The sequence below is a fragment of the Methylobacillus draconifructus genome (assembly GCF_045984385.1).
Taxonomy (GTDB): Bacteria; Pseudomonadota; Gammaproteobacteria; order Burkholderiales; family Methylophilaceae; genus Methylobacillus; species Methylobacillus flagellatus_A.
The window spans coordinates 517,062-532,055 of the sequence record NZ_JBJQIJ010000003.1 but is presented as its reverse complement, the minus strand read 5'-3'; the positions used below and the strand labels follow the sequence as shown (position 1 = coordinate 532,055).

Genomic DNA, 14,994 nt, shown 5'->3' with positions numbered 1-14,994 from the left:
TTTAGCACGACAATAAAGCCGCCTCCGGGCGGTTTTTTATTGCCCTCTCCGGCGCGAATCAATTTTCAACCAGCCACCTTCGGGTGGCTTTTTTTATGGGAGCAAGCAATGGCAAATACCCCAGGGCGTGCGCACAAAGCGCCGCCAAAAGGCGAGGTGCAGCTGCGCACCTTTGGGATAGAGCATAGCGGCAAGCTGCGGGCGCTGCGGACCGAGGAGGATGAGCGCGAGGACGACCCCGAACGCACGGACGACGAAGACGACCCCGAACGCACGGACGACGAAGACGACCCCGAACGTACGGACGACGAAGGCGATCCCGAACGTACGGACGACGAGGACGACCCCGAGCGCACCGACGACGAGGACGATCCTGAGCGTACCGAGCAGACGGAGGAGTCGCGCTCTGAGTGGCTGCAGCAGATTCAGTATGACGCGACACGCCGCACAGTGCGTTTGCCGTTTTCATCCGACGTACCAGTGCAGCGCTGGTATGGGGCGGAAATCCTCTCGCATGACCCTGGCGCGATCCGCGTAGGCGATCGCCAGAAATACATGCCCCTGCTTTACAACCACGACACCTACAGCCTGCTGGGCCGGGTAGAAGGCCTGGAGCAGGTGCAGGGGCGGTTGTATGGCACGGTGCGTTTCGGCAAGGATCAATTCGGCGACTGGGCGCTGCAGCAGGTGCTCGACGAGGTGCTGGTCAATGTCTCTCTCCGCTACGAGGTTTACAAGTGGGTGGAGGATGTGGAGCAGGAGAGCTACACGGCGATCGACTGGGAGCCGGTGGAGTTTTCCATGGTGACGGTTCCGGCGGATGCCACGGTGGGCGGTGGCCGGTCCTTGGGTGGCGGTAAAAATCAATCAACGAAGGGAACAGAAATGAAACTGAATCAACGCAAGCAGGCGGCTGTAATAGAACAGCCACGCGGCGCGGGTGCTGGCGATGCGGTCGCCAAGGAGCGCGCCCGCATCAAGGAAATCACAGAACTCTGCCGTGCGCATAGCGTGCCGCAGGATGTGATGCAGAAAATGATCGACGATGGCAACAGCATCTCCAGCGTGCGCGGCCTGGTGTTGTCCTCCATCGCGCAACGTAGCAAGGATGGCGGCAATGGGCCTGTGGCCGATCTGGGCGGCAACCCCAGCCCAGATTTGACGGATGCGGAAAAATCCCGCTATTCCATGATCCGCGCCCTCAATGCCGCCATCTCTGGCGACTGGAAAAAGGCCGGGTTCGAGCGCGAAGTGAGCGATGAAATCATCAAGCGCAGCGGCAAGGAATTGAGCCACGAGAACGCCTTCATGGTGCCGACCAACCTGCGCTTTGCCGCGCGCCGCGATAATCAGGACCAGCGTGATTACAACACCGGGGCATTGGCAACCGGCGGCGCGCTTGTGGCGACTGATCTGATGTACGGCAGCTTTATCGAGATGCTGCGCAACAAGGCCAAGGTGATGCAGCTGGGCGCTACCGTGCTCTCCGGCCTGGTGGGCAATGTGGACATCCCCAAGCAACTCACTGGCGCGGCACCCGGCTGGTTTACCGAGGGCAGCGACATGCCCAAGACCAGCGGCACATTCGGCAAGGTTGCGCTGGCGCTCAAGAGCATCGGCACCTATAGCCTGATCACGCGCAACATGCTGCTGCAATCCACGCCCGATATCGAGATGATCGTGCGTGCCGACCTCATCGCCACCCTGGCGTTGGGTATCGACCTGGCCGCACTGAGCGGCACCGGCTTGAGCGGTCAGCCGCTGGGCATCGCCAACACCAACGGCATCAACAGCATCATCGGCGGCACCAACGGCGCGAATATCACGCTGGACCACATCATCGACATGGAAACCGCCGTCGAAGATGCCAATGCCGATGTGGGCAGCCTGGCCTACCTGGTCAACCCTCGCACCAAGGGCTACCTGAAAAAGGCCAAATCCACCACCGGGCAATACCTGTGGACCACCTCGCCAACCGGCGGCCGCAGTGCCACGCCTGGCGAGCTGAACGGCCATGCCGCCGCTGTGACCAACCAGGCGCGTAAAAACCTGACCAAGGGCACAAGCGCAGGCATTTGCTCTGAGCTGTTCTTTGGCGCATGGAGCGAGGTGCTGATTGGCGAGTGGGGCGCGCTGGAAATCCTGCCTAACCCATACCACGAGGACGCTTTTGCCAGCGGCGGCCTGCTGATCCGCGCGGCGCATTCTGTCGATGTAGGTGTGCGCCACGCTTCAGCGTTCAGCGTCATGTCCGATGCGCTGACACCGCAGGCATAAGCAATCCGCATTCAACAAGGGCGCTGCGGCGCCCTTTGTTTTTTGCAGACGTCTGTACATTTTTTATGGAGGCCAACATGGCTACAAAAACCGAAGGCAAGAAAAATTTCACCGTGCGCGAGGGCTTTATTGTCGAGCTGGAGACAGAGGCAAAAGGCACTGGCGGCACCGTCACCAAGTCACGAAAGACGCTGGCAGGGGGCGAAACCGTCGCGCTGACCTATGACGAATACCTGGTGCATGCCCACAAGCTGGAATACGCGGACGAGAAAGACCGCAAGGCCGCGCTGGAAGAAGAGGATGCCCGTGCCAAGGCTAAAGTGGTGGCGGACCCGCTCTCTGCGCTTAATCACCTGCTCTCTGCCATCACCACCCACGCGCAAGCCACCGGCACCCTGCCTAACCTTGCGCCAGCGACGGAATCCGCAGAGTAATGGCATTCGCCGAGGATCTGCAGGTGTACCTGCAGGATTTTGGCGTACCGGCCCGGTTGACGATTGGCGCGCCCGGCACTGAAAAGCTCGTGCTGCTCGATGAGCCGGATGCCGAGATCTTCGGCGGCGAGCAGGTGGCGGGGGACAAGATCATCACTTTATGTGGCGGCCGACTTCCCCGGCCTGGTCAGCGGCGTGCAGATCACGGTTGACGGTGTGGCGTGGAAAGTGCGCGGCGCGCCGCAGCGGCTTGATGACGGCAGGTTTGCCAGGGCAGGGCTGAAAAAATGACCATCGCAGAACAGATCCTGCAGCACATCTATCAGGCGCTCTTGACCGGCAACATCGGTGCGTCCGTCTATCGGGCGCGCACCGAGTCTTTTGACGCGGCGGAACTGCCAGCCGTCAACCTCAAGCCGGTGGCGGAAGCCACGCGCACGCTCGGCAGCGGCCTCAAGGCCAATGAGCTGGATATCGAGCTTGACGTGCATGTGGCGGAATCGCCGCCGGATGCAGTGGCAGACCCGATTATTTCAGCCGCGCATGTGGCAATCGCTACCTACCAGCCCCTGCTGGACATGGTGGCAGAGGTCAGCTACCAGTCGCGCGATTGGGAGTTTGACGACGGCGACGAGCAGCGCGGCAAGGTCGTGGTGCGCTACACCATCACCTACGACAGGCTTTCCACCGTGCTTTAACGGTTCAGCAACTTTCACCTAACCCGCTGCGGCGGGTTTTTTATTTGGAGAACATCATGCAATTAGGTTTCGGCACCGGCATTCTCACAGCCATCCCGCAGCTTGACGCGGCGGGCGCAACCATCGCCAACGGCACGCCAGTGCAGTTCGGCACCATGCAGGAGGTCACAGGCGACCTTAGCTTTGAAGAAAAGCTGCTTTACGGCGCGGGGCAGTTCCCAATCGCGGTTGGGCGCGGCAAGGGCAAGCTGTCTTTCAAGTGCAAGCTGGCGGAAATCAAGGCTGCCATTCTCGGCGACCTGTTTTTCGGCGTCGAGACGACGGCAGGCAGCCGCCTGGCGGTGAATGACTTCGGCGTGGTGCTGCCGGATGAATCGCCTTTTACCGTCACTGTCACGCCGCCATCAAGCGGCACATTCCTCACTGATCTCGGCGTGCGCGATGGCGTCACGGGCCTGTCGCTGAAAAAAGTGGACGCCAGCGATACCCCGGATGATGGCGAGTACAAGGTTAGCGCTGGCGTGTACACATTCAACGCCGCACAAGCTGAAAAGCGCGTGCTGATCAGCTATGAGTACACCACCACCGGCGGCCAGACCATCGCCATCACCAATCAGTTGATGGGCGAAGCGCCGTTTTTCAGCTGCCAGCTGATGACGCGATTCAAGGGCAAACATTTGACCTTGTCGCTGAATAGCTGCACCTCCAACAAGTTCTCACTGCCGTTCAAGTCTGATGACTTTTTCATCCCGGATTTTGAGTTTTCGGCGATGGCCAACGACGCGGGCGAAATCGGCACGCTGAGCCTGGCAGAGTAACTATGGCCGATATCGTTAAAATCCCCGGCGTGCGCATCACGCTGGCGGGGCAGGACTACATCCTGCCGCCCTTGACACTCAATGCCGTGGTGCAGCTCCGCCCCCGGCTGGAGACGTTCAAGGCGGCGGGCGATCTTGACTCCATCGAAACCGTCATCGATGCCGCGCATGCGGCCCTGCTGCGCAACTATCCAGACCTCACCCGCGAGCAAGTGGGGGAGATGGTGGATATGGGCAACATGGCCGATGTCATGCAGGCCTGCATGGATGTCTCCGGCCTGATGCGCAAGCAGCAGGAAGCCGGGGCGGGGGAGTAGCAGCCGGGGAAGGTGCCAGCATCGAGCATCGCGTGGCCAGCCTGTGCGCCTGCACCGGCTGGACATGGCACTACGTCATGCACGAGCTGGACGTTCCCCGGCTTGCCCAATTCGAGGCCTACTACGGCAAGCACCCGCCGCTGCATCTCATGGTGGCGGCCTATCTCGGCGTCAAGCCTGCTGATCCGGCGCCAGCCGTGGCGGCAGAGGTCGATGATGGCCAGCTTGAGCACCTGCTGCAGCACATCCCATTAAGCAAGCCGGAACCATACCTGACGGCGGAAGAATACCTGGAAAGGAAAAGGCAAAAAAATGGCGGATAAGGACGTCAATTTTAGCGTAGGCGCTGATGCCAGCGAGGTTGATGCAGAGTTTGAGCGCCTTGCCCAGGCCAGCATGACCGCCGGGCAGCGCCTGCAGAGCACCATGCGCGACGCCAGCAGCCGCATGCAGGCCGCGTTCAAGGAAAACACCGACAAGATGAACGCGGGCTTTGATGGCTTGCGGGGGAAAATCGAAGGGTTGCGCGGGCAATTGGCCGCTGTGGCGGCGGTTGCAGTGGCTGGGCGCTGGCTCAAGGGCGCGGCGGACGATGCCAACCTGCTGACGCAGGAAAACGTCCGCCTCTCCCGCGAGCTGGGCATTTCCGCCAGCGAGGCGCAGGCCTTGCAGATGGCGCTGCAGGGGGCGGGCGCTACCACGGACGGCTTCCGTGAGGCGCATAAAAAGATCAACGAGCAACTGGGCAGCAACGAAAAGCTGTTCAGGGAGCTGGGCGTTGCCACGCGCGATAGCAACGGCAACCTGCGCAGCGGCATTGCCATTATGAACGACACCAACGCTGCGTTGATGAAGTTCCGCGAGGGCACCGACCGCAATGTCCAGGGCCTGAAGATATACACGGACAACTGGAAAGACGTCAACGCCCTGCTGGACATGACGCCGGAGAAGATGGAGGCCGCGCGGGAACGGGCGGCAGCGCTCGGCCTGGTGGTGGGTGAGGAAAACACCCGCGCCAGCCGTGAATACACGGAATCCATGGCGGGCGTGATGCAGGTGTGGGATGGGGCGCGTAACGCCATCGGCAGCGCCCTGATGCCGGTGCTCACCCAGCTTGGCAACTGGTTTTCGGCCATCGGCCCGGCGGCCATTACCGTGATTCGCGGCGCCATCGGCGGCCTGGCTTCGGTGTTCTGGGGCATGCGCATGGTGGTGGAGACTGTGATACAGCTTGTCATGCTGCAGTTCGAGCGGCTGAGCGCGCGCATCGGGCAGGTGGTGAGCGTGACCATGCGGGCCATTCAGGGTGACTGGAGCGGCGCAAAGGCGGCGTGGGACAGGGGGCAGGCGGAGCTGGAAGCCATCAACGAAAAGCGGCTGGGCAACATCCTGAAAACCGCTGAGGATACGCGCGAAAAGCTCTGGAACCTGTTTGCCCAGCCCACGCCCATTGCCGATTCCACCGGTGGAGGGGCCACCGCGCCCGGCCCGGCCGATGACCAGAAAACCGTGAACCGCTCCAGCGAATGGGAAGCGCGGCTGCAGGATATGCGCAATGCCTTTGCGCAGGAGCAGATCGCGGCGGGCACCTTCCATACCTTCAGCCAGGCCGCAGAGCGGGATTACTGGAAAAACATCCTGGACACCGTGGCCATGAGCCAGGAAGAGCGCCGCGCCGTGCTGGGCAAGTACATCACGCTGGAGCAGGACATGCAGCGCACGGCGTTTGACCAGCGCATGGCAGAGCTGCAGGCGGAATATGCCGTGCAGGCGGCGGGTGGCATGGAGCGCATCCGCATTGCCGCCGAGATTGCCGCGCAGGTGGGCGAAAAGTACGGGCTGGAAAGCCAGCAGTACCAGCAGGCCATGACGGCGGTGCAGCAGGCCGCGCGCGAGCACCAGGCGCAGATGGAACAGATTGAGGCCATGGCGCAGCAGCGGCGGCAGACCTACCAGCTGCACGAGCTGGAGCTGCAGCGCCTGAACCTTGACCAGCAGCTGGCGATGGGCGACATCAACAACCAGCAGCGCCTGGTGCAGCTGGCCATGCTCAAGGAGCGGGAATACCAGCTTGAGCTGCAGGCTGCGATGGACCGCGCTGCCCTGTTGGAAAACGACGCCATCGCCTACCAGCAGGCCATGGACCGTGTGCTGGAAATCAAGCGCCAGCACGAGCTGGATAAAAAGACCATAGAAAACGAGATGGCAAAGCAGCAGAAGGCGGACTATGACGAAATGTTCGCGCCGATCACCAATGCGTTCAATAAGTCGATTACCGGCATGATTCAAGGCACGCAGACATTACGCGATGTTACCCGCAACATGCTGCTGAACATCGCCTCGGAATATGCGGCGATGGGCGTACGGGTCTTGATGAACTGGGTGGCGAACGAAACGCGCAAGACCATGGCAACTGCTGCGGGCGCCACGACGCGCACTGGCATCGAGACGGCTGCAGCAGCGCAAAGCACGGCATTGAGCGGCAGCAGTACGCTGGTCAGCATCATGAATGACGCCTATGAGGCCATGGCCGGCGCCTATGCCGCCATTGCGGGTATCCCGTATGTCGGCCCTTTCCTGGCGCCGGCAGTGGCGGCCGGGGCATTCACGGTCGTGGCTGGCCTGGCGGGTAGTGTCGCATCCGCCCAGGGCGGCTATGACATCCCAGGTGGCGTCAATCCCCTCACGCAGTTGCACGAGCGCGAGATGGTATTGCCGGCGCAGCACGCGGACGTGATCCGGGCTTTAAGCGAGCGGGGCGCTGCAGGGGGTGGCAATTTGCCTCCGATCGTGCTGAAAGGCGCGGATGCGAACGGGTTTTTCATTGCCAATAAAAAAGAACTGGTCAAGGCGATTAACAGTGCCGGCCGTGATTTCATGAAGTGAGCGATCCATGAGCAACGAAGTGCTACCCAGCTTTCCCGGCCTATCGCCGTCGGTGAAGTGGACGCCGGTTCACAACACCATTGTGCGCGAAAGCGCTACCAGGCTGGAAACGCGCACGACCTACGAAGCCTATCCGGTATGGCAGATCGTTTTGAAATACGAGCTGTTGCGTGCCGGCAGGCAGCATGAGCTGCAGGACATTGCCGGTTTTTTCATGCGCCACGGCGGGCGGCGGGATGATTTCCTTTTTGAGGATGAGCGCGATTTTCAGACAGCCGATAGCGTTTTCGGTGTCGGCGATGGCGTTACGCGCACTTTCCGGTTGTGGCGCGACTGGGGCGGCAGTACAGCCCCAATAAGCGCCGTTAAGTCGCTGCTCATGCTGAGCGTGGGCGGCACGGAGATCACGGCGGGGTATGTGCTGGATGCCAACGCCGGCAAGATTACCTTTGATGCCGCCCCTGCTGATGGTGCTGTGTTGCGCTGGGGCGGCGAGTATTACTGGCGGGTGCGCTTTGCCAATGATGATGTCGAGTTTGAGAAATTCATGCACCAATGGTGGCAGAACGGCAAGCTGGAACTACGAACGGTGAAGACCAAATGAAGACGATACCGATTGCCGTGCAGTCCTTGCTGGATTCCCCTGTGCAGGTATACCGCCGGGCCGACTTGTTCACCATCATCACCGCCACCGGCATCACATTACGCTGGACCGGCTGTGACGTGCCGGTAAAGCTGGATGCGCTGACTTTCAACCCTGTGCCGCTGGAGCGGGGCAGGGTGCGCTGGGTGATGGGCATCGAGGTCGACACCATGGAGTTGACGGTGTTTCCGCCTGCCGATCTGGCCGTGGAGGGCGTGCCGTTTATCACGGCGGCCCGCACCGGGGCGCTCAAGGATGCCACCTTGCTGCTGGAGCGGGCATATTTCACCGATTTTTCGTTGCCTGCCGCCGGGGCTATACACCAGTTCGAGGGCAGTATCTCGGTGGACCTGGTCACAGGCGTCGAGGTCAAGATGAGCGTCAAGAGCTTTACCAACCTGCTCAATCGCGAAATGCCGGCCAGGGCTTTTACCCCCGGCTGCGGAAATACGCTGTACGACACAGGCTGTGGCGTCAACCGCGAGGCTCGGGCCATGACCGGCAGCGTGCAGGCCGGCAGCAACCGGCGCCAGATCAAGCATGCATTGTCCTTGACGGATGCCTACCTCAACTATGGCGCCATTGAATTTACCAGCGGCGCCAACCAGGGCGTGCAAGTGACGATCGGACGCACCACGAGCGATACGCTCAACCTGGTCGTGCCATTGCGTGCCGATGTGGCAGTAGGCGATACCTTCAAGGCCTATCCAGGGTGCGACCGCACGCTGGATACGTGCATCAACAAATTTGCCAACAAGGCAAGATTCAGGGGCTTTCCGTGGATACCAAAACCAGAAACCGCGTATTAAGGGTAGCCCGGCGCTGGATCAATACGCCATGGCAGCACCAGGCCAGGCTGCAAGGCGTCGGCGTGGATTGCGCGCAGCTGCTATGTGCCGTATTTGAAGAGGCGGGATTGATTCCCCATGTGGATCCCAGGCCGTATCCGCGCGATTGGCACTTTCATCGCGATGATGAGCGGTTTGTCCGCTGGCTAGAAAAATATGCCGACGAGGTGGAAAAGCCGGTGCGCGGGGATGTGGCCGTTTTCAAATTTGCTCGGACTTTTTCCCACGGCAGCATTGTCGTGGCCTGGCCGATGGTGCTGCATTGCTACATCGGCGATTTTGTCCGCGAGCAAAGCGCCCATGAGGGCCATCTTGCCGAGCGTGATGTCCGCTTTTTCAGGGTCAAGCAACAATAAATAACTTGCCAGTTTGCACCAAATCGCAAACTGGCGATTTGAGGTGTCTACATGAGCGGGTTATTTTCCACCAAGCCGATCGTCAACAAGGAAGAGCGGCTTTCTGCAGTCAGATTGCAGACGTCTGCATATGGTGCGCCGGTGCCGTTGTATTTCGGGGAGAACCGGGCTACTGGCAATATCATCTGGTATGGCGGCTTCCAGGCCATTGAACACCGGAAAAAGCAATCGAGCGGCGGCAAGGGTGGGGGTGGTGGTTCAACCGTCAGCATCAGCTACACCTACAAAACCGGGCTGATGCTGGCCTTGGGCGAGGGCATCATTGCCGTCGATAGCGTCATGCCAGGCAATGAGGGGTTCAAAGTGCCTTCGTCCCTGGGCTTCGAGCTGTTTGCCGGCGCATTGGGTCAGCCGACCTGGAGCGTACTGACCAGCCGCTACCCTGCCCAGGCACTGGGCTACAGCGGCACTGCGCTGCTGGCGGTTTCAGCCTATGACCTGGGCAGCAGCGCCAACCTGCCCAATTTCAGCGTCAAACTGCGCGGGTTTCCTGATCTCAACACGCGGCTGGGGGGCTACATCGAACTGTTTCTATCCAGCAAGCTGGTTGGTGCAGGCTTCCCGAGCGTGCGGCTGAATGGGCTTGGCGCGATCGACACCTATCTAGCCGCGCAGGATGTGACCTTTAGCCCCAAGGTGGTCGAAATCAAGGCGGCCGCCGAATACCTGCGCGAGTGGACGTCAATGTCCAACATCGGCATGGTGTGGTCAGAAGGCGATCTCAAGTTTAAGCCGTTGACCGATTCCGCCGGCGTAGTGGCGCACTTGGGTGCAGATGATTTCCTGGTGTCCGGTGACGAGCTGCCCGTGACCTTCGAGCCAGGTAATGAGGATGACGCCTATAACCGGCTGAGCGTTCAATACGAGGATGCCAGCAACGATTACAACACGTCGACCTACGAAGAGGTCGACCAGGCGCAAGTCGACCGCTACGGGCTGCGACCAGCGAATACTGAAGTCTACACGGCCGTGAAAAGCGCGCCGGTGGCCTGGTGGGTGGCACAACACCGCTTGCACCGCCTGCTATATATTCGCGGGCAGTTCAAGTTCCGGCTTTCCGAACGCTGGGTTGCCCTGGAGCCCATGGATGTTGTGACGCTGACAGATCCGCTGCTTGGCTTGTGGCAGGAGCCGGTGATGATCATCGAGATCAACGAGGGGGATGAGGGCGACTATGATGTGATCGCCGAACCCTACACCGGTACGCTGGATGCGGCCAGCGAAGCGCCCCCTGTGCAGGTGCCAGTCGGCGGCGGGCCTGATGCCGGCGTGGCGCCGGGCGATGCTAACGCGCCGTTGATATTTCAGCCGCCTGTCGCCCTGGTGCCTAGCGGGCCGGAAATCTGGATGGCGACATCGGGCGGGCCAAACTGGGGCGGCTGCGAAGTCTGGGCCAGCCTGGACGGGGACAGCTACCGCCGAGTAGGGCTGATCACCGGTAGCGCCCGGCATGGCAGCCTGCGCGCGGATCTGCCTGCCCAGGCTAGCCCGGACGAGGTCAACACGCTTGAGGTCGAGATCCATACCGGGGAGCTGGAACCCGCCACGCAGCAGGATATGGAAGACCGCATTACCACTTGCTACGTGGGGGGCGAGCTGCTGGCCTATCGTGACAGCACCCTGGTGGGCGTGGGTGAATATGACTTGGAATATCTCAACCGGGGTATATACGGCACGGAGATATCAAGCCACCTGGCGGGCGCGCCGTTTGCCCGGCTTGATGACAATATCTTCAAGTACGCCGTGCCTTCTGACTGGATAGGGCGCGAGATCTATATCAAGCTGGTCAGCTTCAACGTGTACGGGCTCAGCTCGCAATCGCTGGCTGATGTCACGGCATACAGCTACACGATTCAGGAAGCGCCGCCGCCCGCGCTAGCCAGCCTTACCGCGACCGTATTTCAAACCACCGTCATTCTGGAATGGGGTAGGCCGGAAGATCCTGAGAAATACAGCCGCATTGATTTTCTGCGGTCGGATGACGACGACTTCAACAATGCCACCGTGATCGCCTCGGTTTCCCCCTTGCTTGCAAGATATTCGGATGCGGTCGGGGAATCGAGCAAGACCCTGTACTACTGGGCTAGGCTGATTTCGATCTATGGCGAGGTGGGCATCTTGACCGGGCCGGTGATGGCGACGACTGGCAGCGTAGGGGGGGTGCCGGTATTCGCCCTGGTGCCGACGGTTTACATGGGCGACATCATTTACGTGCGGGCCGACATGAGCCTTTACGAATGGGACGGTATCAGCGCTTATGAACCTGCAACGCCCCTGATTGCGGCCAATCGAATACTGGCTGGAACGGTGTCGGTCGCCTTGCGCTTGGAGGCGGCAGAGATCGTGGGGGGCAGCATCGATATCGGGGGCTTGTTCAAGGTGAGCGGGGCAGGCTTGCTGACGATGAAGAGCGCGGCCCTGGGCGGCCGGCTTGAAATCGAGAGCGATATTGTGCGGGTGATTGATGATAACGGCGTGGTCCGGGTTGAGATGGGGCGGCTGTTGCCGTGAGGGAATATGGCAATTTTTGGACTCAGAACCCGAGCTGCAGATGGCACTGTTCTTGTAGAGCATACCCGCCGCCTGCCCCGCGTGGTTGACCAGTTCTGGACGGGGGTTGCGAATGGCAGCCGGCTTATCGACCTGAAGAGCAATGAGGTCAATAATTCCTGGGGCATCATCACACCTGGCAATTCCATCGGTAAACAGTCGCCAGTATTGACGATCTCGGGCCAGACAGTCTCATGGAGCTTCACTGCAAACTCTGTCGAGCGCGTGAGTATTTTTGTCACAATTATCAGGTGGTGAGATGGACTTCGGGATTCGGGTAAAAAATGAAGACCAAGTGCTCCAGGTGGATAGTGACTATAAAAATCTGTGCTTGAGATATTCCGGCACGCTGCAGCTAAGGTACACATTCCTTCCAGGCATGCGGGAGGAAATCCAGGCAGCGGCGGGCTGGGATGTTTCCATCATGCCCAGACTGTTTGCCTATGTGAAAGTGACATGCTCTCCTGCGGCCACGATCGCCATTTGCGACCATGCGCCGGATGACGTCAGCGGCAGCGATTACCTATACATCGTGGGCGGCATGATGGTGACGGCCATACGGGATGACGTTGCCGGTCAAACCATGTTTTTGATCCATGGCATCAGCATTTTGAACCAGGAAGACGGCGACCCATACCCATTGCCTCATGCGCCCGGAAACTTGCCGCTCCGGTGGGTGGAGTATTACATTTTTGATGCACCTCAGCCCATTAATGCCGAGTCATGGGCGATGCGCGTGAATAATGCCCAAGGGCAGGAAACCTTCAATTCGCTGCAGTATCCCTTAGTTGTACTGGATAGCAGATACGGGGTGATCGGACAAAATCAGGGGCCGGGACCCATACATCAGCACAACTCCGCGTCTGGCCGCAAAATCGCCCTGCTGTCCGGGGCCTATAGGTTCCTGTGGAATATGTTCACCAACAATGTGACATATTGGGGGTGGGCTGAGTGCTCCTCATTCAGTGTCTACACTGATGGACCAACCGGCAGTCAGACAATTTATTTTCACACCGCCAGCATGTCGGAAGAATTCAACACCGCAGCCATTCAGCATGACACCCCGCTGGAGCTAGGACATTACATGTATTCGTATTCGATCGTCGACATTACCAACCTGCCGCTTGGCTATAGTTGGTAATCAGAAGTTTTTCAGCCGCCTTCGGGCGGTTTTTTTATGTCTAGAGGGGGAATGTATGGCAACAATCAGCGAGCACCTGGCGAATCCTGAAACCGTGCGCAAGGCCAGTGATTTATCGTTTTACGGGGGCGGGGCGGCCGCGTTTTTCAGCGGCCTGACGCTCAACGACTGGGGCATCATTATCGGTATCCTCGTCGGTATTCTTGGCGGGCTGTTTGGTGCGTTGCTTAGGCGCAGGGAGAACCGGCTGACCATCCGAAAGATTGAGGCCGAGCTGCTTGAAATTGAAGAGCGGCAGCGATATTGGCGCCGGCTGCAGGATGCCCGCCCGCCTTATTTCCACCCCTCGCCCGAGCTGCGGGCCTTGGAGGCGCAAGATGTCGAGGAGGCTTAAAGCATTGGCCTTGGCGACCAGCCTTGCCATACCAGCCGAGGGACTGTACCTGGCCGCTTATCGAGATCCGGTAGGCATTCCCACGATCTGCTTTGGCGCTACTCGGGGAGTGCAGATGGGCGACCGTAAGACCCGGGAGGAGTGCGAAGCGCTTCTCGATGCTGACATGCTGGCCGCGATCGACCAGGTGGAGCGCTGCGTGCCTGGTTTGCCGGTGGGTCCGCTGGCCGCCTTTTCTGATGCTGTCTACAACATCGGGCCGCGCATTGCCTGCAATACGGAAACATCAACTGCAGCGCGGCTGCTTAAGGCAGGCCGGATTGCAGACGCCTGCAATCAACTGCCGCTTTGGAACAAGGCGCGGATTGCTGGTTTTCTAGTCCCGCTGCCCGGTCTCTCCAAGCGCCGCGAGGCGGAAAGGCTAGTATGTTTAAGCTCCTGACAGGTTGGAAGGGCTACTTAGCCGTATTCCTGGTCGGCATTGCCCTTGGCTGGCAAGTGCAAGGCTGGAGAAAAGATGCCAGGCAAGCCCATGGTATTACTCAAGCCCCAAAAACTGCTCAGAAGCTCACCACAGAGTCCGTCAAAATCGAGACCAAGAAACAAGAGCACCTGCAGCAGACCAGGATTGTGTATAGGACAATTAGGGAAAGGATCAACGATGCGCCTGATCATCGCGTGTGCTTTGACGACAATGCTGTGCGCCTGTGGAACGACGCCATCGCGGGTGCCGATCTATATCGACCAGAGCCTGCTGGAGAGACCCGAGAAACTGACACCACTGAAGTCGTCGAAGCCACTACAACAGAAATCCTCAACAACGCAGCCAACAACTACGAAACCTGCAACGCCAACAGCATCAAGCACAACGCGCTGATTGATAAGATTGAGTCGTTGCAGGGGAAGATGTGTGTTTGTGAAAGTTAAAGTGTGAAAAACCCGCCGTAGCGGGTTGTCGGTTAGTGGTTTGATGCCATTTCATGCTCTGCGGCAATCGCCAAAAAGGCTGATCTGGACATGCCACGTTGCTTGGCATAGGCATCAACCCGAGGTACAAGGCTTTCGGGAAAGCTGATGTTGAGGCGTACGGAACGATCGCGTACCTTGCTTAAATCAATATCGACCAACATCCAGAATCCGCCTTGATATTCGGGATCGGCGGTCCAGTCAGTGGGAGAGCTGGGCGCGGGAATAGGATCGTTATCAATACCAAAATGCGCTTCGACAGCTTCCTGAGCCGCGCTTGGTAACTCTTGAAGCGTATCAGACGCGGCAAAGCACCCGGGAAAGTCCGGAAAAGAGGCACCGTATGCGGTGTCGTCGTCTTTATGTACGTAAATAGGATAAAGCATCATATGTCCTTCCTAACAAAATCGCCTCAGCGGAGACCAGCTTGTTTAAGAATTGAGTGAACGGTACCAATCGGCAAATCTTTTTTGGGGTGAGGTACTGTGACCTTGCCCGGCTTGGTCGGGTGCCTGAATTGATGGTGTGATCCGACCGTGTTTACCAGCTCCCAGCCATCTTTTTTGATTTGCTTGATTAGATCAGCACTATTCATTTGTGTAATTA

The 14,994-nt window shown here is 59.3% G+C and carries 19 protein-coding genes; 17 read left to right on the top strand and 2 right to left on the bottom strand.

The genetic code is table 11. The features are described from left to right. The first annotated feature begins 108 nt into the window (after positions 1-108). From ACKF11_RS08895 to ACKF11_RS08815, 17 genes are all read left to right on the top strand, one after another. Positions 109-2,277 carry a phage major capsid protein gene (locus ACKF11_RS08895; protein WP_407996766.1) on the top strand — a complete coding sequence of 723 codons (2,169 nt, stop codon included), beginning with the start codon at positions 109-111 and terminating at the stop codon, positions 2,275-2,277. A 77-nt stretch (positions 2,278-2,354) separates the two neighbouring features. Then, positions 2,355-2,711, top strand: coding sequence for a hypothetical protein (locus tag ACKF11_RS08890; protein WP_407996765.1), 357 nt, complete (start codon positions 2,355-2,357; stop codon positions 2,709-2,711). Beyond that, complete coding sequence (locus tag ACKF11_RS08885; protein ID WP_407996764.1) at positions 2,711-2,923, top strand: hypothetical protein; 213 nt, start codon at positions 2,711-2,713, stop codon at positions 2,921-2,923. Before ACKF11_RS08890 ends, ACKF11_RS08885 begins: the two co-directional genes overlap by 1 nt. 75 nt (positions 2,924-2,998) lie before the next feature. Then, entirely contained in the window at positions 2,999-3,409 is a 411-nt protein-coding gene (locus tag ACKF11_RS08880) for a hypothetical protein (RefSeq protein ID WP_407996763.1), read from the top strand. Positions 3,410-3,465: 56 nt separating this feature from the next. Then, positions 3,466-4,227: a hypothetical protein gene (locus tag ACKF11_RS08875; protein ID WP_407996762.1), complete on the top strand. Its 762-nt coding sequence runs from the start codon at positions 3,466-3,468 to the stop codon at positions 4,225-4,227. A gap of 2 nt (positions 4,228-4,229) precedes the next feature. Next, on the top strand, positions 4,230-4,544 hold the full coding sequence (locus ACKF11_RS08870; RefSeq protein WP_407996761.1) for a hypothetical protein: 315 nt from the start codon (positions 4,230-4,232) through the stop codon (positions 4,542-4,544). Between the two features lie 32 nt (positions 4,545-4,576). Beyond that, entirely contained in the window at positions 4,577-4,867 is a 291-nt protein-coding gene (locus ACKF11_RS08865; protein WP_407996760.1) for a hypothetical protein, read from the top strand. Continuing rightward, positions 4,857-7,430 (top strand): hypothetical protein, encoded by a 2,574-nt coding sequence (locus ACKF11_RS08860; protein ID WP_407996759.1) that lies wholly within the window; start codon positions 4,857-4,859, stop codon positions 7,428-7,430. The genes ACKF11_RS08865 and ACKF11_RS08860 overlap by 11 nt, the downstream gene beginning before the upstream one ends. A gap of 7 nt (positions 7,431-7,437) precedes the next feature. Beyond that, positions 7,438-8,034 (top strand): DUF2460 domain-containing protein, encoded by a 597-nt coding sequence (locus tag ACKF11_RS08855; protein ID WP_407996758.1) that lies wholly within the window; start codon positions 7,438-7,440, stop codon positions 8,032-8,034. Next, on the top strand, positions 8,031-8,882 hold the full coding sequence (locus ACKF11_RS08850) for a phage/gene transfer agent baseplate hub protein (protein ID WP_407996757.1): 852 nt from the start codon (positions 8,031-8,033) through the stop codon (positions 8,880-8,882). Before ACKF11_RS08855 ends, ACKF11_RS08850 begins: the two co-directional genes overlap by 4 nt. Then, positions 8,852-9,277: a C40 family peptidase gene (locus ACKF11_RS08845; protein ID WP_309564602.1), complete on the top strand. Its 426-nt coding sequence runs from the start codon at positions 8,852-8,854 to the stop codon at positions 9,275-9,277. The genes ACKF11_RS08850 and ACKF11_RS08845 overlap by 31 nt, the downstream gene beginning before the upstream one ends. A 51-nt stretch (positions 9,278-9,328) precedes the next feature. After that, positions 9,329-11,848, top strand: coding sequence for a phage tail protein (locus tag ACKF11_RS08840; protein WP_407996756.1), 2,520 nt, complete (start codon positions 9,329-9,331; stop codon positions 11,846-11,848). Positions 11,849-11,854: 6 nt separating this feature from the next. Then, positions 11,855-12,145: a hypothetical protein gene (locus ACKF11_RS08835; protein WP_407996755.1), complete on the top strand. Its 291-nt coding sequence runs from the start codon at positions 11,855-11,857 to the stop codon at positions 12,143-12,145. A gap of 1 nt (position 12,146) precedes the next feature. Further along, complete coding sequence (locus tag ACKF11_RS08830) at positions 12,147-13,028, top strand: hypothetical protein (protein ID WP_407996754.1); 882 nt, start codon at positions 12,147-12,149, stop codon at positions 13,026-13,028. Between the two features lie 55 nt (positions 13,029-13,083). Next, positions 13,084-13,422, top strand: coding sequence for a hypothetical protein (locus tag ACKF11_RS08825; protein WP_407996753.1), 339 nt, complete (start codon positions 13,084-13,086; stop codon positions 13,420-13,422). Next, complete coding sequence (locus ACKF11_RS08820) at positions 13,406-13,864, top strand: lysozyme (RefSeq protein WP_407996752.1); 459 nt, start codon at positions 13,406-13,408, stop codon at positions 13,862-13,864. The genes ACKF11_RS08825 and ACKF11_RS08820 overlap by 17 nt, the downstream gene beginning before the upstream one ends. Further along, entirely contained in the window at positions 13,849-14,349 is a 501-nt protein-coding gene (locus ACKF11_RS08815) for a hypothetical protein (RefSeq protein ID WP_407996751.1), read from the top strand. The genes ACKF11_RS08820 and ACKF11_RS08815 overlap by 16 nt, the downstream gene beginning before the upstream one ends. A gap of 32 nt (positions 14,350-14,381) precedes the next feature. Here ACKF11_RS08815 and ACKF11_RS08810 read toward each other — a convergent pair whose 3' ends face one another. Beyond that, positions 14,382-14,777 (bottom strand): type II toxin-antitoxin system HicB family antitoxin, encoded by a 396-nt coding sequence (locus ACKF11_RS08810; protein ID WP_407996750.1) that lies wholly within the window; start codon positions 14,775-14,777, stop codon positions 14,382-14,384. A 23-nt stretch (positions 14,778-14,800) separates the two neighbouring features. Continuing rightward, positions 14,801-14,983, bottom strand: coding sequence for a type II toxin-antitoxin system HicA family toxin (locus tag ACKF11_RS08805; RefSeq protein ID WP_407996749.1), 183 nt, complete (start codon positions 14,981-14,983; stop codon positions 14,801-14,803). Between the last annotated feature and the right edge of the window lie 11 nt (positions 14,984-14,994).